Genomic DNA, 26,567 nt, shown 5'->3' with positions numbered 1-26,567 from the left:
TGGGAGCGAGCCTGCTCGCGATGGCGGACTGTCAGCTACACAGATGTGACTGACAATCAGCTATCGCGAGCAGGCTCGCTCCCACAGAGGGGCAGGCGGATTCGATATCAAACTTTTTGATCGTTATGCCCCATAATTCAGCCTAAGCGTCTGTAGGAACGTGCTGTTACAATGCCGCCTCTGCGAATCTTCAGTACTTATAGATCAGGAGCACACCGGTGCCTGTCGTTTTTGTCGCCGCTTCCAAGCTGCCAACGCCTTTTGCGCAATTCACCATGCATGGCTTTCTCGACGAAGAGAACGGGCGCGAGCACGTAGTACTGAGCCTGGGTGAGTTTGCCGACGGTGCTCCGGTACTCGGCCGGTTGCACTCCGAATGCCTGACCGGCGATGCCTTGTTCAGCCAGCGCTGCGACTGCGGTTCGCAACTCGAGGCCGCCCTGCAGGCAATCGCCCGTGAAGGCCGTGGCGTGTTGCTTTACCTGCGTCAGGAAGGTCGCGGCATTGGCCTGCTGAACAAGATCCGCGCCTATGAATTGCAGGACGGCGGCGCCGACACCGTTGAAGCCAACGAGCGTCTGGGTTTTGCCGCCGACCAGCGCGACTACGCCATGTGCCTGCCGATGCTGGAGCACCTGGGCGTGAAGTCCCTGCGTCTGATGACCAACAACCCACGCAAGGTCAAAGCCTTGACCGACATGGGCATCGTGGTTGCCGAGCGCGTGCCGTTGCACACCGGGCACAACCCACACAACAAACTCTATCTGGCCACCAAGGCCAGCAAGCTCGACCATATGATGGGCAACGAGCATCAGGGCGAGGTTGACCGGGCGTGACCCGCGGCCAGGTACGGCGGCGACTGTCCGTCAACTGGTGGCAATACCTGGCGCTGGCTTTGGTGCCGCTGTTCGTGGCCAATGGTGTATTCGGCCAGAGCGAGGCGATTTTGCCGGTACTGGCGATGCCATTGTTCATCGCCGGTGTGGCGTCGATGTTTGTCAGCCTGAAGTTCTTTGGCGGTTATAAGCACGCACTGATCGCTACCCAGAAAACTCTCGACACTCCTGAAGAACCCAGCGCCTGGATTGCCCTGGCCGCGAAACGCCGTGCTGCGTTTCTGGTCGCCGGCCTGCCCGCCTGGATTGGTGCGCTGGCGGTATTCGTCGGTCTTGAAGCCGTTCCATTGGTGCTGCTGGCGCTGTCGACCACGGTGCTGTTCTACCTCTACCGTATCCCGCGTCAACTCGGCTGATGCGCAGCGTCTGGCTGGCGGTGTTGCTGCTGGCCGTCAGTGGTTCGGCGGCTGCAGTTGAACGGGTCGTCAGTCTGGCACCGTCGCTTTCTGAGATCGTCGTGGAGCTGAACTCGGCTGACCTTCTGGTCGGTGTGCTGGATGCTGGCGAACGTCTCGCTGAGCTCAAAGACATTCCTTCTGTTGGCAACTACGGCCAGTTGGACATGGAACGACTGCTCAGCCTCAAACCTGATCTATTGCTGTTGTGGCCGGGCAGTGTGGGGCCGGCCCAGCGTGAGCAGCTCAAACGGCTGAACATTCCCACCTATGTCGCCGACCCCCACAACCTCGAACAACTTACCGCCCAGATTGAAGTGATCGCTACGCAGCTCGGAAGACCGGAGCGTGGCGTTTCATTGGCCGAAAATCTGCGTCAACGACTCGACTCCCTGCGCCAGCGTTATCGAAGGGATGAACCGTTACGGGTGTTTTACCAAGTCTGGGACCGGCCCCTGTACACCGTGGGCGGCGGGCAGATCATCAGCGATGCTCTAGCGGTGTGCGGGGCGCGCAATGTGTTTGCCGATCTGACACAGCCTGCTCCGCAGATCAGTGTGGAGGCGGTGTTGCAGCGCAATCCCGAGGTGATTCTGGCCAGTGACCAGGCGCAGCTCGATGCGTGGAAGAGCTGGCCTCAGGTAACGGCGGTGGCGCGGGGGCAATTGCTGCTGGTGACGGACAAAGGCCTGGAGCGGCCGAGTGGGCAGATGATCGAAGCGACTGCCAAGTTGTGCCAGTTGATTGCGCCCGACCTTTAACCTGTGGCGAGGGAGCTTGCTCCCGTTGGGCTGCGAAGCGGCCCCAAAACCTGCCGGCGAGTTCTTTTCAGGTGTCCGAGTCAGCTTGGATTGCGGCTGCTACGCAACCGAGCGGGAGCAAGCTCCCTCGCCACAGTGATCGGATGATGGCTTCAAATATCCGGCGTCCAGGTCACCCCGAACATCCACGCCCGGCCTTCCTCGCGATACCCATACTGACTGCCATCATGGCTGTACAACGCCCGACTGTAGCCCTTGTCCAGCAGGTTATCGATCTTCAATTCCAGCTTGATCTCTCGATTCAGCGCCCAACTGCTGCGCAACCCCAACAACGCATACCCGCCTAACGGCTGCTGGTTGTTCTCGTCGTCATAACTGCTGCTCACCGCTTGCCAACTGGCACCGAGGCCGAGCCGGTCGAACTGCCGATCCAGGTCCAGGCTCAAAGTCCGCCGTGCACGACGGGCGAGGGTGTGGCCGCTGTCGCGATCCCGTGGGTCGATGATCGCCACGCCGAGGTTGCTCTGCCAGCCGAACAGCTCTTGTTTCAAGGCCGCTTCGAAACCGTTGATCCGCGCCGAAGCGACGTTTGCCGGGCGGTTGTTGCTGCCGAAAATAATCGCGTCTTGCAGATCGGTGCGGTACAGCGAGGCTTCCAGGCGACTGCTCTGCGTCAGCTGACTGCGCCATTGCAGCTCATAACTTTTCGAGGTCTCGGGTTTCAGGTCCGGGTTGCTGAAGTCCGGGTAGTACAGGTCGTTGAAGGTCGGCGCGCGGAAGCCTTCGCTGTAGGTCAACAGCACATCGTTGTCCGGGTTCAGCGGCAGTGTGAACGTGCCGCTCCAGCTGTTCTGGCTGCCGAACTGCTGGTTCTGGTCGCGACGCAGGCCCAGTTCGGTAGAAAAGCTGTCGGCTTGATAGCGATGCTGGATAAACGCCGCACGGTTCCAGCGGCTGTCTTCGTCGAACGCTGTGCTGCTGTTGATTCGGTCTTCGTACCAGTCGCCGCCGAGGATCAGGCTGTTGCGTTCATCCAGAGTCAGGTCGTTTTGCCAATTCACCGAATCGCGGTAGGTGTTGAACACGCTGCGCTCGTCGCTGAGCTTGTCGAGTGTATTCTCACGGTTTTCGCTATGGCCGAATTCGACGCGGGTTTTCCAAGCGTCGTTGATGCGCGCATCGACGTAACTGCTGACGCTGCTCACAGCGAACTCGCTGTAGGGCTGCTGCTGGACCGATTCAAAGGTGTTCATGTCGAAGCGGCCGAACGGATTGTCGAATGCGCTTCTGCCCTGGTTATCCAGCAGATTGGCGCCGACTTCGATGTCATCGGTGAGGGCGTGACTCAGGCTTAAGCTGACCGACTTATTGCGGTATTCATCGTGATCGCCATCGCTGGGCCAGGACTCATCAGTGCGATTGATGCCTGCCGTTTCATCAAGGCTGGCGCCCAGGTTGAAGCGGGTCTGCGCGTCACCGCCAGATACTCCGAGGCTGCGTTCCCAGGTCTGATGGCTGCCAACCCCCACGTGCATGCGTGGTTGCAGGCCTTGTTCGCCACCACGGCGGGTGAAGATCTGGATCACCCCGCCAATCGCATCGCTGCCGTAAATCACTGAACGCGAGCCGCGCAGCACTTCCACTCGCTCGACCTGTTCGATGTTGATGTGTTGCAGGTTGCTGTCGCCGGAGGTCGAGTTGCCGATGCGCTGGCCGTCGACCAGCACCAGACTTTGCGCCGACTTGGTACCACGAATGTAAACCCCCGGCAGACTGCCGCGCCCGCCGGTCTGCCCGACCTGTACGCCCGGCACCCGACGCAGCAGGTCAGTGACACTGCTCGGCTGCAGACGGTCGATGTCGTCGCGGGTGAACACGGTGTTGGCGGCGCTGCTGTCGTTGCGCGCTTCGACCTGACGGTTGGCGCTGATCAGCACGTCCGGCAGTTTCAGGGCCTGGTCGCGTTCGAAGGTGTCGGCCAAGAGTTGGCCGGCCGGCAGGAGGGTCAGCGCCAGGGCAAAAGGGGAGAGTTTCATGGATGATCCGAGATGAATTCAGATACGACGCAACCCCCGTAGGCGCTGCCGAAGGCTGCGATCTTTTGATTCTGTTTTTTCAGGTTTGGAGCCGCCGAAGATCAGGATCAAAAGATCGCAGCCTTCGGCAGCTCCTACAGGGGATCGGGTTTACAAGTTCAGCAGCTGCAGGCGCTGACGCACCGCTTCTTCGATCCCTGCCTCATCCAACCCGCATTCGGCCAGCATTTGCGCAGGCTTGGCGTGCTCGACGTAGATGTCCGGCAAGCCCAGGTGCAGCACCGACTTGAGGATATTTTCGCGGGCGAGAAACTCGCTGACCGCGCCACCGGCACCGCCCATGATGGCGTTCTCTTCGATGGTCACCAGCAGTTCGTGACTGCCAGCGATTTCGCGAACCAGTGCTTCGTCGAGCGGCTTGACGAAACGCATGTCGACCACGGTCGCATCCAGCTTCTCGGCGACTTTCAGTGCCTCGGCCAGTTGCACGCCGAACACCAGCAGGGCGACTTTGTTGCCCTGACGGCGGACGACACCCTTGCCGATTTCAATCGGTTCGAGGTCTTTCGCGATCGGCGCATTCGGGCCGGTGCCGCGTGGATAACGCACCGCCGCCGGGCCGTCGTACAGATGGCCGGTGCTGAGCATTTTACGCAGTTCGTTTTCGTCGCTCGGGGTCATCACCAGCATGCCGGGGATGCAACGCAGGAACGACAGGTCGAAGCTACCCGCGTGCGTCGGGCCGTCTTCGCCCACCAGACCAGCACGGTCGATGGCGAACAGCACGTCGAGGTTTTGCACCGCCACATCATGCACAAGCTGGTCGTAAGCGCGTTGCAGGAAGGTCGAATAGATCGCCACCACCGGTTTTGCGCCTTCGCAGGCCATGCCGGCGGCGAGGGTCACGGCGTGTTGCTCGGCAATCGCCACGTCGAAATAGCGCTCCGGGAAGCGCTCGCTGAAGGCCACCAGGTCGGAGCCTTCCTTCATCGCCGGGGTAATCCCGACCAGACGCGGATCGACCGCGGCCATGTCGCACAGCCATTCACCGAACACACCGGAATACTTCGGTCCGCCGGCTTTCTTCGGCGGGTTGGCCGGGGCGTCCAGGGGTTCGAGTTTGGTGATGGCGTGGTAACCGATCGGGTCGACTTCCGCCGGAGCGAAGCCTTTGCCTTTTTTGGTGACCACGTGCAGGAATTGCGGGCCTTTCAGATCGCGCATGTTGCGCAGGGTGGCGATCAGGGTCGGCAGGTCGTGGCCATCGATCGGGCCGATGTAATTCCAGCCCAGCTCTTCGAACAGCGTGCCGGGGACCAGCATGCCTTTGGCGTATTCTTCGGTACGACGGGCGATTTCCCAGGCGCCGGGCAGGCGCGACAGGACCTTTTTGCTGCCTTCGCGCATGCTCGCGTAAGTGCGGCTGGAAAGGATTTTCGCCAGATAGTTCGACAGCCCGCCGACGTTGCGCGAAATCGACATGTCGTTGTCGTTGAGGATCACCAGCATGTTGGCGTCCACTTCCGGCGCGTGGTTCAGCGCCTCGAAGGCCATGCCGGCGGTCAGTGCGCCGTCGCCGATCACCGCGATCGCCTTGCGATCACTGTGTTGCAGGCGGGCGGCAATCGCCATGCCCAGCGCAGCGCTGATCGAGGTGCTGGAGTGGCCGACGCCAAAGGTGTCGTACTCGCTCTCGGAGCGACGCGGGAAGGCGGCAACGCCGTCCTTCTGGCGCAGGGTGCTCATGCGCTCGCGACGGCCGGTGAGGATTTTGTGCGGGTAGGCCTGATGACCCACGTCCCACACCAACCGGTCATCCGGGGTGTCGAAGACGTAATGCAACGCGATGGTCAGCTCGATGACACCCAGGCCGGCACCGAAATGCCCACCGGTCTGACCGACCGTGTAGAGCAATTCCAGGCGCAACTCATCAGCCAGGGTTTCCAGCTCGGCTTCGCCTAACCGGCGCAGGCCGTCCGGCGTGTTGGCACGGTCGAGCAGGGGCGTGGTCGGGCGCTTGCGGGGAATCTCATGAAACGTCGTGGGCATCAGGCGAATCGTTATAGGTATAAAAGATGCGGCAGTTTACCTGATGCATCGCCCCCTGCCCACGCGTTGGTTTTTTTTGGCGGATACGCCGTCAGCTGCGGCGATCGACGATGTACCGGGCCAGATCGCGCAATGGCTCAGCCGCCGCGTCAAACGGTCGCAGCGCGTGCAGGGCCTGATCGCGCAGTTCCAAGGCGTAGGCCTTGGCCGCGTCGAGACCGAGCAGTGCCGGATAGGTCGGCTTGTCCCTAGCGATATCGGCGCCTTGGCGTTTGCCGAGGGTTTCGGTGTCACTTTCAACGTCGAGAATGTCGTCCTGGACCTGAAATGCCAGGCCAATGGCCTGTGCATAACTCTGCAGGGACTTCAGTTCGTCCTTCGCGGCATGACCGCTGGCCAGGGCGCCGAGCTTGACGCTGACTTCGATCAGCGCGCCGGTCTTGTGCCGGTGCATGTATTCAAGGGCTTTTTGATCGAGCTTCAGACCCACCGAGCCCAGATCGATGGCTTGCCCGCCGACCATGCCCGCCGGGCCCGCCGCCAACGCCAGGGCGCTGACCATCTGCAGACGGGTTTCGGCGTCGCAACTGTTCAGGCGCGGGTCGAGCAGGGCGCTGAAGGCCAGGCTCTGCAAACCGTCACCGGCGAGGATTGCGCAGGCTTCATCGAATTTTTTATGCGTAGTTGGCTGGCCGCGACGCAGATCGTCGTCGTCCATGGCCGGCAAATCATCGTGCACCAGCGAATAGGCGTGGATCAGTTCAACCGCACAGGCCGCGCCGTTGGCTTGCTCGGCCTTGCCGCCCAACGCCTCACACGCGGCGTAGGCCAGCAATGGACGCACGCGCTTGCCGCCGTTCATCACGCTGTAGCGCATGGCTTCGTAAAGGCGGGCGAGCTCAGGGCTCGGCGCGTTGAACAGGGTTTCCAGTGCAGAATTGACGCGAGCCTGGCTGGTGGCCGAATACGCCGCAATCATTCTGGCTGATCCGCGTCGAAGGGTTCCTCGGCCAGCTCACCATCACGCTCAAGCAGCACTTGAACCTTCTGCTCGGCCTGAGCCAATGCCGCCTGGCAATCGCGAGTCAGCCCGATGCCCTGCTCAAAAGCGGTCAGCGAGTCTTCCAGCGACAATTCGCCGTTCTCCAGACGCTCCACCAGCGTTTGCAGGTCAGCGAGGGATTGTTCGAAATCCAGTGCAGCTTTTTTGCGGGCCATGGCGGCTATTTCCGGTTGACGTTAAACCGGCGCGACACTAGCAGACATAGGGGTTATGGGCAAATGAGTGGGGCCTTTGACACCACAGTTTCCGGGTGAAAACACACCCTGTGGCGAGGGGGCTTGCTCCCGCTGGGGCGCGGAGCGGCCCCTAAACCAGACACCGCGTTTCTTCAGGCATACCGCATCCAGCAATTTGCGACGGCTTCGCAGCCGGACGGGGCGATGCGGCTGACTGAGCCGATTAAAAATGCTATTCGGCTCATGTGGTGAGCCGAATATGGCGCCTATTCGGCTCACCGCCCAGCCACCTCCGTGATTTCAGGTTGATCGGAGTGACAGGCGACACGGTGCTGACGGCGAGGATCAGATAGAGCAGTAGGCATTTGGTACGAGGTCCAGGGTCTATCCGATTCTTACAGTCATGACCTCCCTTAGCAGGTAGCCATCTCAGGCCTGAAACTACTGGAGGTAAGACGTTTGAGCGCAATATCTAGCGCCTGATCGTCGAACAGCTTGCTTTTGCGAGCGGCAGCAGCGGCTCCACCATCCCAATGCCTCAACGCTTCACGCACGGCAGGAACGGTCGGGGCAACCTCTTCCTGACTCAACAACCAATCGACCGTCGCTAACAACTCCATACCGAAGGGCGACTCGAAGCCGTCAATCAACTCGGCGGTGTGCTCCAAGGCCTGGGAGTACTCTTTGGCCTCTGTCTTTAGATAGGTTTGCAGAAAGGCTTTGCGGTCTTCGTCAAACCAGATCACATCATTAATACCCGCATCACTGATGCGTTTGTCGCAGTGCAGATAGCTGCCATCAAGATTATTAAGCAGATGCTCCAACCGATTGGCATACGGTCCATATTTATGTGCAACAAACTTAAGATTCAGCGGGTTTTCGGTGTCCGGCAGCTTTTCTATAGCGCGTTCAAGGAACCAGGCCAGCTTCTGAATCTCAAGCAGGCTGCATTCCATGCCTAAAACCCAATAGCGTCGAACCAATTCTGCAATGAGCGCGCGAGCAGGCGTGAGCTTCTCCACGCCGCTACGTTTGGCGACATTCAGATACTGATTGGAAGGTTCGAACACCAGCACATCTACATCCAGATCACTCAAAACTTCAACAATCTGTTCGCGGACCTCAGGCCATTTCAAACCACCATTGCCGGCACCTAGCGGTGGAACCGCAACGGACTTCACATGGTTTTCAATCAAAAAGCGACGCAGATCGTGTAAGCCTTCCGTTATCCATGCCATCTGCGACGGCGATCGCCAGTGACGCTTGGTAGGGAAATTTACGATCCAGCGAGGACCTTCCAGTTCGTTGACTGCCGTTACGTGAACCTTGCCTGTCTCTACCTCGCCAGCCTTGCAGGCCGCCGAATACAGACGGTAGTTCTCCGCGAAGCGCTCTTTGAACATCAGCGCGATACCTTTGCCCATCACACCGACGGTATTGACCGTGTTGACGAGGGCTTCGGTGTTGGCTTCCAGAAGGTTGCCTTGGGTAAATCTGATCATTGGAAATACCATCCCGGACGCGCATGAACAGATAACGTCAGGCCTCTAGCGGCCACGTCCTGCTCTATGCGTTCTTTCATTGCATCGTTGTAGCACATGATGCCAAGGAGTCCTGTAATCGGTAAGTGATGATGAATCAGCGCTTCGGCCTGATAACGCTCCATCTTTCGAGGGTCATCAGGGTCACGTTTGAAGTCGCGTCGTTGAAGGATAGACCAATCGATTTCGCCGAGATTCGCCAGATCGCTGTAATAGTCTGTCCAATCCGGGTAGGCATGTGCGTTTGTGAAGACAAACGGTAGGCCAAGCTGTTCGACGCGGTACAGGCTAGAGACCAGAATCACGATCTCGTCGTTGCTGCGCTGCTGAACACTCCACCCGGAGTGAATATTTTTCATCATCACAGAGAAGGGTGTGAAATAGAAGGGGACGTAGTCGGCCAGCACGCCTTCAGGTGGGATGAGTACACGGCGAGTTCGGCGCTTGTCGATCAGGTCAACGTTGCCAATATTCACGTACTGCGGTGCCTGCACATCCGAGTTTGCGCAATGCAGACCGTTGTCCAGAATCCAGGGCAGGTTATCGCGATGGACGATACGCCAAATCAGAGCCTTCTCTGGATTCAGACTGGTGTAGTTCATTGATAAAACATTCTCTGATTCGCGCCGGTGAGTACATTAACACCGGCCTCTCGCATTTTAGCCACGCAGAGTGCTTCGACCTCCTCGTTAGGCGTGAAGATTTTGAAGAAGGCGTTTGGTTTCACAACGCCAGGCGCCAGGCATTCCGCCATGCAGATGCTTTTGCAGTACGCGTCGTGATACTCCCGGCTGTTCATGACCTCCCACTCGATGGCTTCAAAACCCTCGTCGTAATCGAGTAACTGGATTGAATCGTTTGCCAGAGGGTGGCGAGGAATGACTTTCCAACCGTTTTGTTTCGCAATAGTCCTGTAAACGGAGATCAGGACGAAATTCACATCAGGGTTGTTACGTTGCACACTTCCGTCAAATGGATTTGCAGCAAACCAGTGAAAGGGCACATAGCTGTCAAGCTCAAGGGTTTTGCGCTTCTTCAGAATTTCACTGTCAGCTACATCTTTGAAGTCGGTGAGTTCAGCGCGAGGCTTTAGACCTCCCTGAAAAATGCCATCCAGGTTTTCAACCGAAGTGAGGTGGTATAAAAGCTTTTGTTCCTTGATATTTCTGACGTCTGGCATCGTGGTCTCCTTGACCTGCACAACTATCTAAACCCGCTTTAGCCCTATCTCTTCTGTGCGTTAACTGCGACCTTCCAAGTCGGGTGTACTTCGTGATTCTAGTGTGCCATCAACTTAAGCCATAAGCGTTGCAGGGGGAAGTGGCCGGTTTGCCCAAAACCGATCTCTCACTCTTCGTCAAAATAATCACGATCCAGCGCAGGCAACCGCAGCAATCGCGATGTAACACCCACCTCATGATCCATCATCAGATGCACCAGTCGCGTGCCATCCACCAACACAATCCCGTCCACCGATTTGGCAAAGTCGACAGCGTGTGCCGTGAAACCAGAGGTCGTGATGAATACTCCGCGTTTGGCTTTTTGCCCGGCGAGTGCACCGTAGAATGCCTGCAGCTCAGGACGACCCACTGTGTTCTGCCAGCGCTTGGCTTGAACGTAAACCTTCTCCAGTCCCAGCTTATCGAGCGAAATGATGCCATCAATACCGGCATCCCCAGACCCACCGACACGCTGCAGGTCATTGCGGCTAGCGCCGTATCCCAGGCGATGAAGCACATCCAGTACGATCACTTCGAAGCGGTTGGGGCTGACCTGTAACAAGTTATCCAATAGATCGGCCGCTGTAGCGTCGCGCAATTCCTGGAGGGCTTGTTCAAGTCGATCATCCGGGCTGGCGGTGGCGGAGGTGATGTCAGGTTCAACAGGTGTTTCGTCATCAAGCGGTGCGGCGTCGGCGGCGACCTTCAGCTTCACATTCATATAGCCAATGGCTAAATGTTCCACTGCGCCGGCCGGCAGAGGGGCTGGATGTTCCTTGGCGTAGGTCACACCGGCATCAGTCAATTTCCAATACCCGCGTTTGGCACAGCTGGAAAGGCCGGCACGCTTGAGCCGATCGTGTGCCCAGCCCGCTCTGTTCTTATAGGTCGTTTGCCCACTGGCGATCAGTTCTTCACGCTGCTCTAAAGTCAGTTGCAACATTTTTGCTGCAGCTTCATAGGCATCCCTGGCGGGAGCTCCATCGGGTTTCGTGGCGAGAAACCGCAGGATGGGCTCGATGAACTGATCGTAAGTTGGTACGGACATGGACGCTTCCCTGTGATGGCTACGGTTTTGTGCTGATTGGCGGGCGAGTATAAATTAACGGTCATTCAGGTATCCCCTGCGGGGATGACGTTGGCGCTGATAAAACGTAAGCCACTGTGTATAGAAAGGCCTTTGTCCTACAGAACATCCCTGCGCAATAAATTCCGCCGTCTGGCATACGCAAGCTTTGCCCAGACGTTATCATCCCCCACTTTTTAGCGCCTGCTCAGCGGGCGCGTGAGCTATGGAGCAACACACGGTGATCACCGGCGAACTCAAGAGCAAAATCGACGCTATCTGGAATGCCTTCTGGTCGGGTGGTATTTCCAACCCGATGGAGGTCATGGAACAGCTGACCTACCTGCTGTTTCTGCGTCGTCTGGATGAGTTGCACATTCTGGAAGAGAACAAAGCCAATCGCCTGAAACAGCCGATGGAGCGCCAGATATTCCCGGAAGGCCTGGATCCGCGCGGCTGCAATTACAACGACTACCGCTGGTCGCGCTTCAAGCATTTGGCCCCGGCGACTATGTTTGAAGTGATTGCCGACCACGTGTTTCCGTTCCTGAAAACCATCGGCAGCGACGACTCCACCTACAGCCACCACATGCGCGATGCGCGCTTTACCATTCCCACGCCCGCGTTGCTGGCCAAAGTGGTGGACCTGCTCGACGGCATCCCTATGGACGACCGCGACACCAAGGGCGACGTCTACGAATACATGCTCGGCAAAATCGCCAGCGCCGGGCAGAACGGGCAGTTCCGTACGCCACGGCACATCATTCAGTTGATGGTGGAACTGACCGCGCCCAAGCCTAACGATGTGATCTGCGACCCGGCCAGCGGCACCTGCGGCTTTTTGGTGGCGGCTGGTGAATACCTGCGCGACACCTATCCAAGCTTGCTGCTCGACGCCACTCAGCGTCAGCACTTTCACCACGGCATGTTCCACGGCTTCGACTTTGACAACACCATGTTGCGCATTGGCAGCATGAACATGCTGCTGCATGGCGTGGAGAACCCAGATGTTCGTTATCGCGATTCTTTGGCCGAAAACACTGCAGGGGAGGCTGAGCATTACAGCCTGATCCTGGCCAACCCACCGTTTGCTGGCAGTCTGGATTACGAAAGTACGGCGAAAGATCTGCAGCGCATCGTTAAAACCAAGAAGACAGAGCTGCTGTTTTTGGCGCTGTTTCTGCGCTTGCTTAAGCCGGGCGGTCGGGCAGCGGTGATTGTGCCGGACGGTGTGATGTTTGGCTCCAGCAAGGCCCATAAAGAGCTGCGTCGTATGATCATTGAAGATCATAAGTTGGATGGCGTCGTTAAGTTGCCGAGTGGGGTGTTTAAGCCTTATGCAGGAGTTGCGACTTCGATTTTGCTGTTCACCAAAACCAATTCTGGTGGTACTGACAACGTTTGGTTCTATGATTTGCAAGCTGATGGCATGAGCTTGGACGATAAGCGCCTTCCATTACTAAGCGAAGAAAAACTAGGAGTTGCACCGAGTGCTGAGCTGAGCGATGAGGAGCATGCAAAAAACAACTTGCCTGATGTGCTTGCCCATTGGAATGAGCGGAACGGAGCAGAGATTGACCGCCCGCGTACGGCGCAAAGCTTCTGTGTACCTAAGGCAGAGATAGTTGCTCAAAAATATGATCTCAGTCTCAGTCGTTATAAAGAGGTAGAGCATGAGGAGGTGCTACATCGTAGCCCCCAAGAGATCCTCGCTGATCTGAGCGTACTCGAAAATCAAATCCGTCAGGGGATGAATGACTTGCGGGAGGTTTTTAGATGACTCGTTTGGCCTCGGTTGAACTAAAGAACCTGCTTGAATCTATACAAACATGGAGTCCGCTCGCCGCAAAAGGTACAGAAAAGTTTACTTATATTGATTTAAGTGCGGTCGATCAAAGGCGCAAGAAGATAGTTGGTGCAAGAGAACTTTTTTGTAAGGATGCTCCAAGTCGAGCAAGGCAGCTGGTGAACTCAGGTGATGTTCTTGTTGCAACGGTGCGACCAAACTTGAATTCTGTCGCGAGTGTTCCGTCAGTACTATCTGGGGCAACAGTATCTACTGGTTTTTGCGTTTTACGTCCATTATCCGGGGTGCTAGATTCCCGTTATCTATTTCATTGGGTAAAGACCAAAGTATTTGTCGATAATATGGTCAGGCAGGCTAGTGGGGCTAGTTATCCAGCTGTGAGCGATCGAATAATTTTAAATTCGGAGATTCCTTTTACGGACCTTTCGGAGCAAAAAAGGATTTCTTCTGTTCTTGATCAAGCTGAGTTGCTGCGCGTTAAGTGTCATGAAGCCATTGAGGGGCTTGAAGCACTAATTCAATCAACATTTATTGATTTGTTCGGTCAGCATAAACAAACTCCTGTAACTATAGGAGACTCTCTTGAGATGCATTCAAGTGGATGGCAGTGGGAATTATTGACCGATGTCGCACGGTTGGCAACGGGTCACACTCCAGATAGACAGAATGCCAAATATTGGAATGGCGATATACCGTGGTTGTCATTGACAGATATTCGAGGGCTTGACTTATCTACTGCTCAGCAAACAGGGGAGTTTACTACTCAGGCCGGAATAGATAATTCGTCTTCCGTCAAACTTCCCAAAGGAACGGTTTGTTTTTCTCGAACAGCTTCTATTGGCTTTGTTACCTTGATGGGGCGAGAGATGGCAACCTCTCAAGATTTTTTTAATTGGGTTTGTAGTGATAGATTGGATCCGGTATATCTGATGTACTCTTTATTTATGTCCCGTTCAAGACTTCGTTTGTTGAGTAATGGTTCTACACATAAAACTATTTATTTTCCTACTGCTGAAAGTTTTCGTTTGTTAGTTCCGCCAATTGAGTTGCAAAAAAAATTCGCGCTCCAAGTAGTCGCTATTGAAAAAATAAAAGCTATTCAGCAACTACGATTGTCGGAGCTTGACTCCCTATTCGCCTCCCTCCAACACCGCGCCTTTCGAGGCGAACTCTAATCCATGCGAGGCTCCCTGCTCCCAGTCTGGTCTCGAACCTGGCGCGAGCTCTGGAGCCCCTTGGCGCGACACGGATCGGCGCCTGCCGATCTGTTCTGCGAGTTGTATCGGGCGCTGATGCCCGCCTTAAAAACACCACCGTCCCTGGCGGTCCTGGCCGAAATCATCGACGACCCTCCCCAAAGTGTTCGAGCCTTCCGCCGAATCACCACCGATGATCTGATCGACGAATCGGCACTGCTAGGCTTTCTACAAAACGCCTACGACGTACTCGATGAGTTGGCAGGGGATGCGCTGGCCAATGCGTACTTCAATCGCCTGGCCAACTTCATCGATACCTACAACCTACGTTACGAATTACGCCGCCCGTGTCAGCTGTACCCGACCATATCTGGCCTGTTCGCCAACCTGGTTCAAGGCTTGCGCGACAGCAACGCCAAACACCCGCACCTCCACACCCTGCAACGGGATTTCGACGAAGCCTTTCGTGATCTGCACGACAAGGGCGGCGAAGGGCGGATCAAAACCTGCCTGCAAAAACAGATCAATCTGCTAGAGGCGTTAGGCCGCGACAACCCTCGAGTCAACGAATACGCGCTGTCGAGCATCTGCGATCAACTCCCTCATTGGCCCCACGCCAAGGTGCGCAATGCGCTGAAAAGCCTCTATGGTTTCACCTGTGACTATCCGGGCATTCGCCACGGCGGCAAACCCGGCAGCGTGGAAGGCAATATAGAGATGCGCGATATGCTGGCACTTTGTATCCTGTTCACCGGATTCACTCCGTACCTGACCGACCGGTTAGACGTGGCCGCCATATTTCAAGGACGTTGATATGAGTAACTTTGCCTTCCTGCGTACTGAATGGCCCGGCCTCCATGCCGAAGCGGTTAAGGCGGAGGCGAACGTCTTGGCGGACCCTCGCTCCTCTTGCTTTTATGCCCGGCGCACTCTGGAGTTGCTGGTGGCGTGGCTGTTCCAGGCCGATCGTAGTTTGAAGCTGCCCTACAAAAGTGATTTGTCGGCGTTCCTGTTTGAGCCCAGCTTCAAGACCCTGACCGGGCCGATGCTCCACGCCAAAATGGAAGTCATCCGCAAGCGCGGTAACGACGCCGTACACAGCGCCCGTCAGGTCCGTGAGCAAGACGCCCAGGCCGTGCTCAGCGAGCTGTTTCACGTGGCCTATTGGCTGGGGCGGCATTACGCACGCAGTGCCGCTGGTAAGCCGGATGGTGCGTTGCGCTTTAACCCGGCGCTGTTGCCGAAGCCGGCAGTAACCGCTGCGACTCAAAGTCTGGCTCAGTTGCAAAAACTGGAAAGTGAACTCGCCCAGCGAGACGTCGCACTCGCTCAAGCACAAAAGAAAAACGCTGCTCTGGATCAAGAGCTCGCTTCGCTGCGCGCTGATGTCGCCGCTGCGAAAGTGGCGAATGCCGTTCAACCCGATACTCACGATTACAACGAAGCGCAAACCCGCGATCTGTTTATCGATCAGTTGCTGCACGAAGCAGGTTGGCCACTGGATGCCGCCCGTGATCGTGAGTTTGAAGTGGCGGGCATGCCGAACACGCAGAGCCAGGGCTTTGTCGATTACGTGCTCTGGGGCGACGACGGCAAGCCGATGGCCCTGATTGAAGCCAAGCGGACTCAGCGCGATGCCCGCGCCGGGCAACAACAGGCCAAGCTGTACGCCGATTGCCTGGAATCGATGTACGGCCAGCGACCACTGATTTATTGCACCAATGGTTACGAGCACTGGCTTTGGGACGACACCTCGTACCCGCCGCGCTTGATTCAAGGCTTCCATAAGAAGGCCGAGTTGGAACTGCTGATTCAGCGCCGTAGCAGCCGCAAGGCCTTGGGGCAGGCGACGATTGATCCGTTGATTGTCGAACGGCATTACCAGCTCAGGGCCATTCGCCGCATCGGTGAAACCTTCGAACAGGATCGTCAACGTAAAGCCTTGGTGGTCATGGCCACCGGCGCTGGCAAGACTCGCACGGTAATTGCCCTAAGCGATCTGTTGATGCGCTGCAATTGGGCCAAACGCATTCTGTTTCTGGCGGACCGTGTGGCATTGGTCAATCAGGCGGCTAATGCCTTCAAAAGCTTTTTGCCCAGCGCCGCGCCAGTGAATCTGGTCACCGAGAAGAACACCGAAGGGCGCATCTACGTTTCAACCTATCCAACGATGATGGGGCTGATCGACGAGAAGCAGGACGGACAGCGCCGTTTCGGTGTTGGTCATTTCGATTTGATCATCATCGATGAGGCTCACCGTTCGGTGTATCAGAAGTACCGGGCGATTTTTTCCTACTTTGATGCGTTGTTGGTGGGGCTGACCGCCACGCCTAAAGATGAGATCGATCGAAACACTTACAGCCTGTTTAACCTCGAGAGCGGCGTCCCGACGGATGCCTACACTTTGGAAGATGCGATTGCCGAGGGGTATCTAGTCAGGCCGCGCGGGGTGTCGGTGCCGTTGAAATTCCAACGTGACGGTATTACCTACGACCAGCTTCCCGAAGATGAAAAAGATCAGTGGGACGAACTGGAGTGGGGCGAAGAGGAAGAAGTACCGGATGAGGTGAGTGCCGACGCGGTGAACCGCTGGCTCTTCAACACCGACACAGTAGACAAGGTGTTGCAGACCCTCATGGAGCGTGGCCACAAAGTGGCGGGTGGTGACCGCTTGGGCAAGACCATCATCTTTGCCAAGAACAACGCTCACGCTCAGTTTATTGCTGATCGCTTCGATGAGAGCTATCCCGATAAAAAAGGCGCCTTTGCTCGGGTCGTGACCTATAAAACGGAGTACGCGCAGTCGTTGATTGATGATTTCTCAATCAAGGATAAGGCGCCGCACATTGCTATTTCCGTCGACATGCTCGACACCGGGATCGATGTGCCAGAAGTGGTCAACCTGGTGTTTTTCAAGATCGTTCGCTCCAAAGCTAAGTTCTGGCAAATGGTCGGACGAGGTACGCGGTTGTGCAAAAACCTCTTCGGCCCAGGGCACGACAAAGAAGATTTCTTCATTTTCGATTTCTGCCAGAACCTGGAGTTTTTCAACCAAAACCCTGAGCCCACCGAGGGAACGCTGAGCGAGCCGCTGGGGCAGCGCTTATTCAAAGCCCGTTTAGAAATGTTGGCGGCCCTGGATCGGCGGCGTAGCAGTGTCGAACTCAAGGAGTCTCGTGGCACCTATTCGGTGGTGTTCAGCGATGATCAACTGCGTGAAGATATTGCCTTGTCGCTGCATGAGCGGGTGTGCTCAATGACACTGGACAACTTCGTTGTTCGCCCTAAACGACGTTGGGTCGAAATCTATTCCGCTGCAGGCATTTGGAAAGACATCGGAGAGACTCAATTACGCGAATTGGCCGAACATGTTTCAGGTTTGCCGACCACCTTGGCGGAAGAAGATGAAGAGGCTAAGCGCTTCGATCTTCTGTTGCTGCGATTGCAACTGTGCATTCTCAACGCGGAACCAGGTTTTGCCCGTTTGAGTGAGCAGGTTCAGGACTTGGCTCAGGCGCTGTTGGGTCAAACCAACATTCCAGCGATTGCCAAAGAAGTGCTAATGATTGAAGCCGTAGCGGGACCGGAATGGTGGGAAGACGTCACCGTTTCGATGCTGGAACAGGCTCGCCGCAAATTGCGCGGTTTAATCAAACTGTTGGAAAAAGGGCACGGCGTTACCGTTTATACCGACTTTGAGGATGAGCTGGGGCCGATCGAGGAGGTCGTAATGCCTTCGATGGTGAACCCTGCGAGTTTCGAACGTTTCCGCGAAAAGGCTCGTGTTTTTCTGCGTGCACATCAGGATCACTTGTCGTTGCAGAAGCTGCGGCGCAATCAACCGCTGACAGCTTCGGACCTTGAGGCTCTAGAGCAGATGCTGGTTGAAAGTGGTGCCGGTGCGGGAGAGATCAATCGTGCTAAAGAACAGGCCAAGGGATTAGGATTGTTTATTCGTTCCTTGGTTGGGTTAGATCGTGATGCTGCTTCTGATGCGCTGTCGGGGTTTTTGGCAGGTAAAGCTCTTAACGCCAGCCAGATCGAGTTCAGCAATTTGGTGATTCAACATCTGACCGAGCACGGCGTTATGAGCGCGTCTTTACTTTATGAGTCGCCATTCACTGATATCACCCCAAGTGGCCCGGATGGTTTGTTCGAGCCTAAGAAAGTTGATGAGTTGATTTTGGCATTAAGAAATATAGAGTCGATGGCTTTAGTTGCGTAGTTGCAGGTGTTTTGGTCTGGAAGATTTATTTTGAATAGCTGTTGCAGGTGAGGGCATATGAAAGGAATTAGTGAGAATGTAATTCGGGATTTTCTGAAAGAAAATTTGTCTGTGCTGGAGTCTGGACTCAGTCTTGTTCAAGATGAATTTTATATGAGAGGTCGTGAAGGTTCAGGTGGCTATATTGATATCCTTGCCAAGGATAAATATGGTCACTATGTATTTATTGAGTTGAAGCGGGCGGAATCGTCAGCTCGAGAAGCTTTGCATGAGGTGACGAAGTATCTTCAGTTGAGTAATTTAGCTGCCCACGAATGTCGGGTTTTCATCGTGTCGACTGCTTGGGGTGAGTTATCGTCATCACTGTCATTGTTTCAAAAAGAAATGGAGTATCCAATAGAGGGATATTTACTTGTTGTTGATGAAAGCGGCGTTCCGTTAAGCTCGACAAAATTCGACCCTGGGAAAGTGAAAGTCTGTCGTTTGGACTATCACAAAGAGCACTTGCAAGTCGTTTATGAGGAGTTGGATAAAGCGCGTGGTGCTTTTGCAAAACTAAAAAGGCATGTCGATCAATTTGCCGTTCCTGTAGCCGTTGCAATTTTTGTAAATCCAAATGAATTCGAAGAGGTAAAAGCTCGGCTATACCTCGCGGCCATTCGAGATTGGGATGACGCTACCGTTGTTGAAGCTGAAAAGCTAATTAAACAGACTGGCATCAACGCTGACAGAAAAGCAATAGACGGCCCGTGTAATGTCTATGAAGACTACTTGCGTGCATTAACCTGCGTGCTTGGTCGAGATTTTCTGGAACTGGATAGAGGTACTCCGAACAAACTGGCTACGTACAACTCAATTTGGGGTGTTGACGAGGTTTATTTCTCAAAAGAGCTCCTTCGGCATTTTCCTATCCACTCTCCCTCAGATTTTATTGAGAGCGCTTCACTAAAAAAAACAGGTGGGAAGGATTGGTTGGATATTGTTTTTAGTACACGGCAAGCACCTTCATATAAGAAAAATATAGAAAATATTGAGAGTTTTATTCGCCATCGACCATCATGGTATGAATTTATTTTGAGAAGTATAAGCGCGCTCGAAAGCGATCGGGATGGTATAGAGGTTGATTTGCAGATTTTTGATCCGCGGAATGTTGTGGCAAGCTTGGTAGGCTTTCATCAGACTCAAGATGAGTCATATCTTCCTCGATATTCTCTGACCGTGAGGGATTTGGATGGTAGTGACTTGATCTCAGTGATGGGTAGTTATGTTTGGAATGGCGCGGTGATTAAAAGCTCTCCCGAAGAGTTATTTTCGTCGTTGAATGTCAAGTATATTACGCACCTCGCGTTTGGATATGCAGGAAGTGTCGACTCACACATTTGTGATGCACTTGGTCTCTCCTATGCGACCTTTCAGGTTTTTCCTGAGCCGGTTTTATATACCGAAAAGGGGGCATGCGAAGATTTTGATAGTTTTTATAAGGCTCATGTTGAGTGGATTGAAGAAATTACCGCTGACGTAGCGCTGTTTAACTACAACTAAGATTTTGCGCGCTAACCATATACTTCAGAGTGTCACTTTCTTCCAGGCATTAAAAAGCCGGCTTGTGGTTAGCTTTTTATTAATATAACTGTTTGAAACTAAATAAGTTATCCAGCTTTTTTAACCTTAAGTTCCCCCATCTGTTCCCCCACTTTTTGGTGATTTTGCTAAATTTTTTTCCGGCAAAGACCGGCTTTTTTTGAGCCGATTTACCTGAGTTTTTTGTTGTTAAAAATTGAGTGGTCGCCACCAATGCCCATAAATCTTGCCTCCCGGAGGTATTAGGTGCGGGATAGCTCGGCTATCGTGGCTGTGCGTAAAGTACAGCTATTTCCCAGGAACGCTGATTCTCACCATGCGGTCACCCTCCCAGCAAAAATCAATACCGTCAAAAACGACTCGTCGCAAATGCCCAATGATATGATCTGCTTTTGGTTCTCCGTAAGCGGTGATAACCATGTTGACTGAAGAGCTCCAATCTATACCTTTCTCAGTAACAACGTTTGCGGTGGAGAATTTTTTGTAGCCGGACGCTTTGTTGTAAAAATGAATGGCAACAGCTTTTTTGTCTTTGTGTGTATAAGGTATTTGTATTCCGTCATATGTGTAGTTTTTGAAATAAACATCATCAAGGCTCGGCCCGTTCTGGCCTATTATAAGTTCTAAATCTATATCTTCTTGGTGTGCGCCGATTTGGACTCTCCCTATGCCTTTGTTCGCAACAATAAAAGGATCTGAAGGAACTCCAATGCTTACCAGGCGATCGCTTTCCCAGCGAAAGTCAATGCCGTCGAAAACAATTCTTCGCCGGTTATCGTCAATGTAATCTCTTATTGGCTTGCCATAAGCTCTAATTATAATGTCTGCTGTTGAGTTCCAGTCAATATGTTTGTCGGTTATGAAAGGGGCTGTGGAAAATTTTTCGTAGCCGTGCGGTTTGTTGAGAAAAAATATGGCTTGTATTTTTTTCTCTTTGTTTGAGTAACTTATTTGAATTCCACTTCCTATGTAATTCTTGAAATAGACGCTTTTGTATGTGCCACAAAGCTCGCCCTCTCCGAGAATATTCTCAACTGTTTTTTCTTTTGCTCCAACCTGGATTACCCCTAAGCCCTTTTTTGCAGTGATTGAGTTTTTTGAGTTGAGTTGTTGTTTTTTTTGGAAGAAGAGAAATAAATATTTTCTAGTTTTTTCTAAAAGTTCGCTTGGTTTCATGGGGCGTACTCTCGATTCTTATGAACCATGTTGATGTACTGAATCAGATCTATCAGTCCCGACAGTAGGCTAAGAGTAGTTGCTCAATACAGACTCATCCACCCTATATAGGCTTTCGGTCCAGAGCGTGTGAAAGCGCACCCGTGGGGTGTTTCAGATAAGGGGTTTGGAAATGAGAATCAACCTGAAACCGAGTTTTTCAATAAGTGTAGGGGGATTTACTGACCAATCGTCGAGGAAACGGGGATTTGTGCGACGTCAAGGCACTTTGCCTTTACCTTGCACCGAGTGCTGGATATTGTGACATCCATCAAACTCTAGGGCAGACCGCTGTTTCCCAAGGATGGCATCTTGAGCGCACCGAAAAATCGGCAGCGCCCCTACAAAGCCTCTCTTGTTATCGCGGCCAGCCGAAGCTGAGCATCGGTTTACCGTGCGCAGAAAAAACTCATCAGGCAGTTGCCCCAAAAAATAGCGGTGATCGACGTGAACTCAGGCCCTGAAGCATTGGCTATCCAGCGGTATGAACTTGTTCTGCAATGGATACTGGAACTGGTCCCCGCAGACGGGACGGCCGTTGGCAACAAGTCACTCAGGGATCGGATCGATCGGCGAGCTGAGCTTCAGAATTTTGCCGTCTCTGAGGAAGAGTACTGGAGCCTGCGCGACGAGCTCATTACCCAGGGACTGCTCAATAAAGGCGGCGGCCGGGGAGGGTCGGTTTATCGGTTCGATACCGAGTCCAAGGGACGTTCAAAGTCCATTGATCCAGCGCCTCTTACCGATTGGGATGACCTTGATACACCCCCAAGCGAGATACCGGAAAGCCTGGAGAAGCTGAGAAGCAGGCTTCTTGACCTCAGCGCCCGCAATCGGCTGCTGAACTTTTCACATGCACGCTCCAAACGTTTCGTACGGATTATTGATGAGTTGCCGGATCACCTGTTCGATACCTTGGCAGATGAAAAATCCATGCGATTTGCTGCTGTGCCTGAACCAACGGAAAGGCAGCTTCTTACCCATGGCTTTTTAAAGCTGGACGAAAAGACAGGCGCAGTTGTTGAGTTAAAGAAACAGCCTACGGCAGACGTCTGGGCGCAGATCCTGGGTATGGCGACCAGCTATGAGCTACCACTGCCTCCTGAAAGCGGGCAAACCGGTAAGCATTCTGACGACGCGATTCAGACGCTCTATTACCCCGCGGAGATGGAGTCGCGGCTACAGATTCTGTATACCCAGTCACGATCAGCTCTCGAGGAAACGGGGGCGAACATTCTTTATCTTGCGCTCGGGTTCCTGGAGTGGGATGACTCGGTCGCAGGTAAAGACAGCAGCCGACTGGCGCCGCTGATGTTGGTACCAGTAAACCTGGAGAAAGGTAAGCTCAATCCTCAAACCGCGACATTCGAATACCGCGTACATCCTACTGGCGAAGACATTCTTACCAACCTGTCATTGCGGGAAAAGCTTCGCGTTGATTTTGGGATCGCACTTCCGCGGATCACCGACGACAGCACGCCTGAGGAATACTTCGAACGCATTGTTGAAACGGTGCTGAAGGTCAAGCCTGACTGGAAAGTTCATCGTTATGCCTCGCTTGGCTTGTTCGAGTTTGGCAAGTTGATGATGTATCTCGACCTTGATCCAGGCCGTTGGAAAGACCAATCATTGCTGGATCATGGTCTGGTTAAACGGCTTACGGGAATGGACGGTTTGCCGGCCGATTCGTCAGGAAAACAAGGCGCATTTTGTGTCGAGCATTCAATCGACGACATTGATCAGGTTCACCTACAGTTTCCTCTAATAGATGACGCTGACAGTTCTCAGCACAGCGCATTGATAGACGTGATTCGCGGGGATGACCTTGTGATCGAGGGGCCGCCCGGTACCGGTAAGTCTCAGACCATCACCAACATGATTGCTGCGGCGCTGGCCCAAGGCAAAAAAGTGTTGTTCGTTGCGGAGAAGCGCGCAGCGCTTGAGGTGGTCAAGACTCGACTGACAAGAGCAGGCTTGGGCGATTTTTGTCTGGAGTTGCATAGCCATAAGAGTCAAAAGAGCGCTGTTATCGACAGCATCCGGCAGCGGATTCAGAACAGCGGTGGCTTTCGCTCGCCCAAGCAGCTGACGGATCTCATTGCCAACTATGAGCGATTGAAGCAGCAACTCAACAAGCACGTGCATCACTTGCATGCCCAATTCAAAGAGTCGGGGATGAGTGTTCACGAAGTGCTAATGCAGGCAACTCGTTTGCGTGAGGCATTGTCGATTAAACCTGCCGATATGCACCCACAGTCGGAGGTGCGAATCGATAGAACGCATTTGCAGGAGCAGGCCGGCTTTTATGCACACATCTATCGCAAGACGGCTGAGGAAGCTGGTCACACTGGCAAACTTGAAACGCACCCATGGTTTGGTAGCACAAAAACTCGCGTGACTGGCGCTGAGCGCTCCGCACTTCTAGAAAACCTCTCCCAGGCTCAGCAGGCGCTCAATCGTCTAGCCGCGTTCCGCCCTCAATTAGCAGAACAGCTGCAGGTATCTGTTCTGGAAACCTACAGCCCAGATCAGCTGCGAGGCTTAGCAGCTTCAATTCCGGTACTGGCATTACCTAAAGGTGATGAGGACTGGGATCTGTTGGGACGACTGGATATCGAGTCCTGTGAGGCATTGAAACTGTGGCTGCAAGGTATGGACTCCTTGTTGGACGAACAAGGCGTACTAGCTCGATCGTTGCGCGCGGATGTCATTGGCTCTGGGCAAGCGATAGCCTCTATCAAAAAAGCCTGTGCGGCCATACGTCTGCATAACGGCGATGAGGCCCTATCCCTCAATGCCTTGCTGGAAGTGATCGAAGAGGCTGAGGAGTTACTGGAACTGGCCCCACGCGTTCAAATGCTAATTCGGCTGTTAGCGGAGGGGGCTGCGGTTCAAGGCTTACGAAGCGATTTTATCGGTATTGAGCAAGTAGTGCTCTTTCTGCAAATGCTCGCGGCGATGCCTGAGGATTTGGCATCTCTTCGCCATAAACGCTTCGAAGACGAGGCCTTGGACAGTTTGCTCGTAGAGTTGGACAATGACATCCCTGTCATCAGGCAGTTGCAGGAGCTGGCTGCGAACCATTTCACTCTGGATCGATTGCCTGGTCATACGCGACTGGAAGACTTGAGTCGGGTTCTGGCAGATAAATCACTTTTTCGTTGGTTCAAGGGGCAATGGCGCTCTGCTAAAGCCGAAATCTTGGCTATGGCGCGACCAGGGCTCAAGTTGAACTCGCTTCTGGCGGTCTTGCCAGATGTCATCGCTTATCTGAAAAAACACAGTCAACTGAATGAAAGCAAAGTGCTCACCGAAAAGCTGGGTGAACACTTCCAAGGGCTTGATACTCCGATCGACGCACTCAAGCGTTTGCGGGGTTGGTACAAGTTCCTGCGTGCAGAATGCGGACGAGGGTTCGGTGCAAAAGTATGGGTTGCGGAGTACCTGCTTAAGGCAGATGGGGCACTACTGGCCGGCATTTCAAGCGATAGCGCAGAGCTCGAGCCCTATTTGTTGGATGTTCTGGAGCATCGACTGGACCTGGAAGAACTGTTGCCCTTTGACAGTCATGATTTGCGTTCGGAAGATTTGCTCGCTCCAGAGGGCCTGTATGCTCGCCTTATCAACGACATCGGAACCGCGCTACGTTCTTTGTTACCCGTAATCAGCGAAGAGAAGCCCACGATGGGGCAATTGCTGCAGCTGATTCAGACGGTGGAAAGTTGGCAGGCCCGCTCGGCAGCACTGCAAAGCGACTCGGTGCTACAAACCTGTTTGCTGGGCGAAGAGCTTCCTCGGATAGACAATCTTTCAGCTGCCCGACCTCGCTTGACGACTTGGCGGCATACCGTTGCCTTCGTTCAGCCCATTTTGGCGTTGCCGATTCGAGATCTTCTTATTCCGCAGTTGACCGCGTGTACGCCAAAAGAAGCCGAGGCGCTGATTCTCCATTGGCATCAAGAAGGTGCGGCACTCGCGCTAGCTGTAGAGGCCTGGGAGCAATCTTTGGAAGCTTTTTTCCACGGTGCTGCGGCTATTGCCGGTCAGTGGTGGCAGTCTATTGAGAAAGCAGATTTCGAGCCCATGGTCAGCCGTCTGGCCTGGGCGGCTCAGAACCCCGATTTGCTCGACCATTGGTTCGAGTACCGCCGTTTACGTTCGCACTTGGTTGAGCTGGGGTTCGAGACTGTCGTAGAAGCAATCGAAACGCAGAACCTGGTTTCTGAGCGCTGCATCGATGCCTGTCTGCTGGGGCTTCTTGATAGTTGGGCCTTGCAAATCCTTGAGCTTAATCCCGCACTGGGGCAGTTTTCGGGCAAAGAACAGGAGGCCATTCGCTCTCGGTTCGCTGATATCGATGAGCAGCTCAAGCATCTTCAACGTGAGCAGGTTTCGTCACGTATCAGTCAGAACAAAATTCCTGTCGGAAATAGTCATGGTGCGGTCAGAGACTTTACACAATTGGCCTTGCTGCAGCGCGAGGCTGAGAAAAAGACACGGCATGTCCCGATCCGTAGCCTGATGAACCGTGCAGCTGAAGCGCTGCAAGGCCTCAAACCCTGCTTCATGATGTCGCCAATGGCTGTCGCTCAATACTTGCCGGCAGGGCACGTCGAGTTCGATTTGGTCGTAATGGATGAAGCATCCCAAATGCGCCCGGAAGAAGCATTGGGTAGCATCGCACGGGGTAAACAGCTAGTGGTCGTGGGTGACCCGAAACAGCTGCCGCCGACGAACTTCTTTTCCCGCAATGGTGGCGATTCGGATACCGATGAAGCTGATGTTTCATTGGCCGAGGACTCGGAAAGCATTTTGGAAGCCGCCATGCCGCTGTTCAAACTGCGACGTCTGCGTTGGCACTACCGTTCCCGTCACGAGAGCCTGATTGCCTTCTCGAACAAAGCCTTCTATGAAAGCAATCTGGTGGTGTACCCATCTCCGCACCGTGAGTCCGCAGAGTTCGGTGTCAAGTTTGTCAGAGTGCCCCGCGGGCGTTTTGTCGAACAACGCAACATTGAAGAGGCCGAGGTTGTCGCCAAGGCCATTGAGCACCACGTAATTCACCGCCCCGATGAGTCGCTGGGTGTGGTGGCCATGAACGTCAAACAGGCTGATCAGATCGAGCGAATGCTTGAACAGCTGGCCAAACAAAGCCCACAGCTACAAGTCGCATTGGACCGTAATCAAAGTCAGGATGAGCCGCTGTTCATCAAGAACCTGGAAAACGTCCAGGGTGACGAGCGAGATGTTATTTACATCTCCGACCTACGGCCCTATGGAAGTGGGCGGTACTGTTCCTCAGCGTTTTGGCCCGATTAACGGTGCCAGTGGATGGCGACG

The 26,567-nt window shown here is 54.2% G+C and carries 18 protein-coding genes; 9 read left to right on the top strand and 9 right to left on the bottom strand.

Annotated elements, in window-relative coordinates:
- Positions 1-218: 218 nt before the first annotated feature.
- The 3 genes from ribA to ACZ89R_RS14420 are packed head-to-tail and all read left to right on the top strand — an operon-like array spanning position 219 to position 2,052.
- Positions 219-836, top strand: coding sequence for a GTP cyclohydrolase II (gene ribA, locus ACZ89R_RS14430; protein ID WP_007906827.1), 618 nt, complete (start codon positions 219-221; stop codon positions 834-836).
- Positions 833-1,252 carry an MFS transporter gene (locus ACZ89R_RS14425; protein ID WP_429545423.1) on the top strand — a complete coding sequence of 140 codons (420 nt, stop codon included), beginning with the start codon at positions 833-835 and terminating at the stop codon, positions 1,250-1,252. Before ribA ends, ACZ89R_RS14425 begins: the two co-directional genes overlap by 4 nt.
- Positions 1,252-2,052: a cobalamin-binding protein gene (locus ACZ89R_RS14420; protein ID WP_429545424.1), complete on the top strand. Its 801-nt coding sequence runs from the start codon at positions 1,252-1,254 to the stop codon at positions 2,050-2,052. Before ACZ89R_RS14425 ends, ACZ89R_RS14420 begins: the two co-directional genes overlap by 1 nt.
- Positions 2,053-2,204: 152 nt before the next feature.
- Here the strand turns inward: ACZ89R_RS14420 and ACZ89R_RS14415 are convergent, their stop codons facing one another.
- The 8 genes from ACZ89R_RS14415 to ACZ89R_RS14380 form a co-directional block, all read right to left on the bottom strand.
- Positions 2,205-4,088, bottom strand: a complete 1,884-nt coding sequence (locus tag ACZ89R_RS14415; RefSeq protein ID WP_429545425.1) for a TonB-dependent receptor domain-containing protein — start codon at positions 4,086-4,088, stop codon at positions 2,205-2,207.
- Positions 4,089-4,238: 150 nt separating this feature from the next.
- Positions 4,239-6,137 (bottom strand): 1-deoxy-D-xylulose-5-phosphate synthase, encoded by a 1,899-nt coding sequence (dxs, locus tag ACZ89R_RS14410; protein WP_123498518.1) that lies wholly within the window; start codon positions 6,135-6,137, stop codon positions 4,239-4,241.
- A gap of 91 nt (positions 6,138-6,228) precedes the next feature.
- Positions 6,229-7,116: a (2E,6E)-farnesyl diphosphate synthase gene (gene ispA / locus ACZ89R_RS14405; protein WP_429545426.1), complete on the bottom strand. Its 888-nt coding sequence runs from the start codon at positions 7,114-7,116 to the stop codon at positions 6,229-6,231.
- On the bottom strand, positions 7,113-7,355 hold the full coding sequence (locus tag ACZ89R_RS14400; RefSeq protein ID WP_007894317.1) for an exodeoxyribonuclease VII small subunit: 243 nt from the start codon (positions 7,353-7,355) through the stop codon (positions 7,113-7,115). The genes ispA and ACZ89R_RS14400 overlap by 4 nt, the downstream gene beginning before the upstream one ends.
- 434 nt (positions 7,356-7,789) lie before the next feature.
- Positions 7,790-8,878 carry a type II toxin-antitoxin system antitoxin DNA ADP-ribosyl glycohydrolase DarG gene (darG, locus tag ACZ89R_RS14395; RefSeq protein WP_429545427.1) on the bottom strand — a complete coding sequence of 363 codons (1,089 nt, stop codon included), beginning with the start codon at positions 8,876-8,878 and terminating at the stop codon, positions 7,790-7,792.
- Positions 8,875-9,519 carry a type II toxin-antitoxin system toxin DNA ADP-ribosyl transferase DarT gene (gene darT, locus ACZ89R_RS14390; RefSeq protein WP_429545428.1) on the bottom strand — a complete coding sequence of 215 codons (645 nt, stop codon included), beginning with the start codon at positions 9,517-9,519 and terminating at the stop codon, positions 8,875-8,877. Before darT ends, darG begins: the two co-directional genes overlap by 4 nt.
- A complete protein-coding gene (locus ACZ89R_RS14385) occupies positions 9,516-10,097 on the bottom strand; it encodes a DarT ssDNA thymidine ADP-ribosyltransferase family protein (protein ID WP_429545429.1) in 582 nt (193 codons plus the stop codon). Before ACZ89R_RS14385 ends, darT begins: the two co-directional genes overlap by 4 nt.
- 167 nt (positions 10,098-10,264) lie before the next feature.
- Positions 10,265-11,185, bottom strand: a complete 921-nt coding sequence (locus ACZ89R_RS14380; protein ID WP_429545430.1) for a restriction endonuclease — start codon at positions 11,183-11,185, stop codon at positions 10,265-10,267.
- 259 nt (positions 11,186-11,444) lie between these two features.
- On the opposite strand from ACZ89R_RS14380, the gene ACZ89R_RS14375 reads away from it, so the two are divergent.
- Genes ACZ89R_RS14375 through ACZ89R_RS14355 form a run of 5 tightly spaced genes read left to right on the top strand, consistent with a single transcriptional unit; the run spans position 11,445 to position 19,973 of the window.
- Positions 11,445-12,983 (top strand): type I restriction-modification system subunit M, encoded by a 1,539-nt coding sequence (locus tag ACZ89R_RS14375; protein ID WP_429545431.1) that lies wholly within the window; start codon positions 11,445-11,447, stop codon positions 12,981-12,983.
- On the top strand, positions 12,980-14,185 hold the full coding sequence (locus tag ACZ89R_RS14370; protein WP_429545432.1) for a restriction endonuclease subunit S: 1,206 nt from the start codon (positions 12,980-12,982) through the stop codon (positions 14,183-14,185). The genes ACZ89R_RS14375 and ACZ89R_RS14370 overlap by 4 nt, the downstream gene beginning before the upstream one ends.
- A gap of 60 nt (positions 14,186-14,245) precedes the next feature.
- A complete protein-coding gene (locus ACZ89R_RS14365) occupies positions 14,246-15,019 on the top strand; it encodes a hypothetical protein (RefSeq protein WP_429545433.1) in 774 nt (257 codons plus the stop codon).
- Between the two features lies 1 nt (position 15,020).
- Positions 15,021-18,431 carry a DEAD/DEAH box helicase family protein gene (locus ACZ89R_RS14360; protein WP_429545434.1) on the top strand — a complete coding sequence of 1,137 codons (3,411 nt, stop codon included), beginning with the start codon at positions 15,021-15,023 and terminating at the stop codon, positions 18,429-18,431.
- Between the two features lie 57 nt (positions 18,432-18,488).
- Positions 18,489-19,973 carry an endonuclease NucS domain-containing protein gene (locus ACZ89R_RS14355; protein WP_429545435.1) on the top strand — a complete coding sequence of 495 codons (1,485 nt, stop codon included), beginning with the start codon at positions 18,489-18,491 and terminating at the stop codon, positions 19,971-19,973.
- Positions 19,974-20,300: 327 nt separating this feature from the next.
- Here ACZ89R_RS14355 and ACZ89R_RS14350 read toward each other — a convergent pair whose 3' ends face one another.
- Positions 20,301-21,188: a hypothetical protein gene (locus tag ACZ89R_RS14350; RefSeq protein WP_429545436.1), complete on the bottom strand. Its 888-nt coding sequence runs from the start codon at positions 21,186-21,188 to the stop codon at positions 20,301-20,303.
- Between the two features lie 477 nt (positions 21,189-21,665).
- Here ACZ89R_RS14350 and ACZ89R_RS14345 point away from each other — a divergent pair, with 477 nt between their 5' ends.
- On the top strand, positions 21,666-26,546 hold the full coding sequence (locus tag ACZ89R_RS14345) for a DUF4011 domain-containing protein (protein ID WP_429545437.1): 4,881 nt from the start codon (positions 21,666-21,668) through the stop codon (positions 26,544-26,546).
- Positions 26,547-26,567 lie beyond the last annotated feature (21 nt).

The sequence above is a fragment of the Pseudomonas sp. TE3728 genome, assembly GCF_056279145.1.
This window is presented reverse-complemented; position numbering and strand designations above follow the sequence as displayed.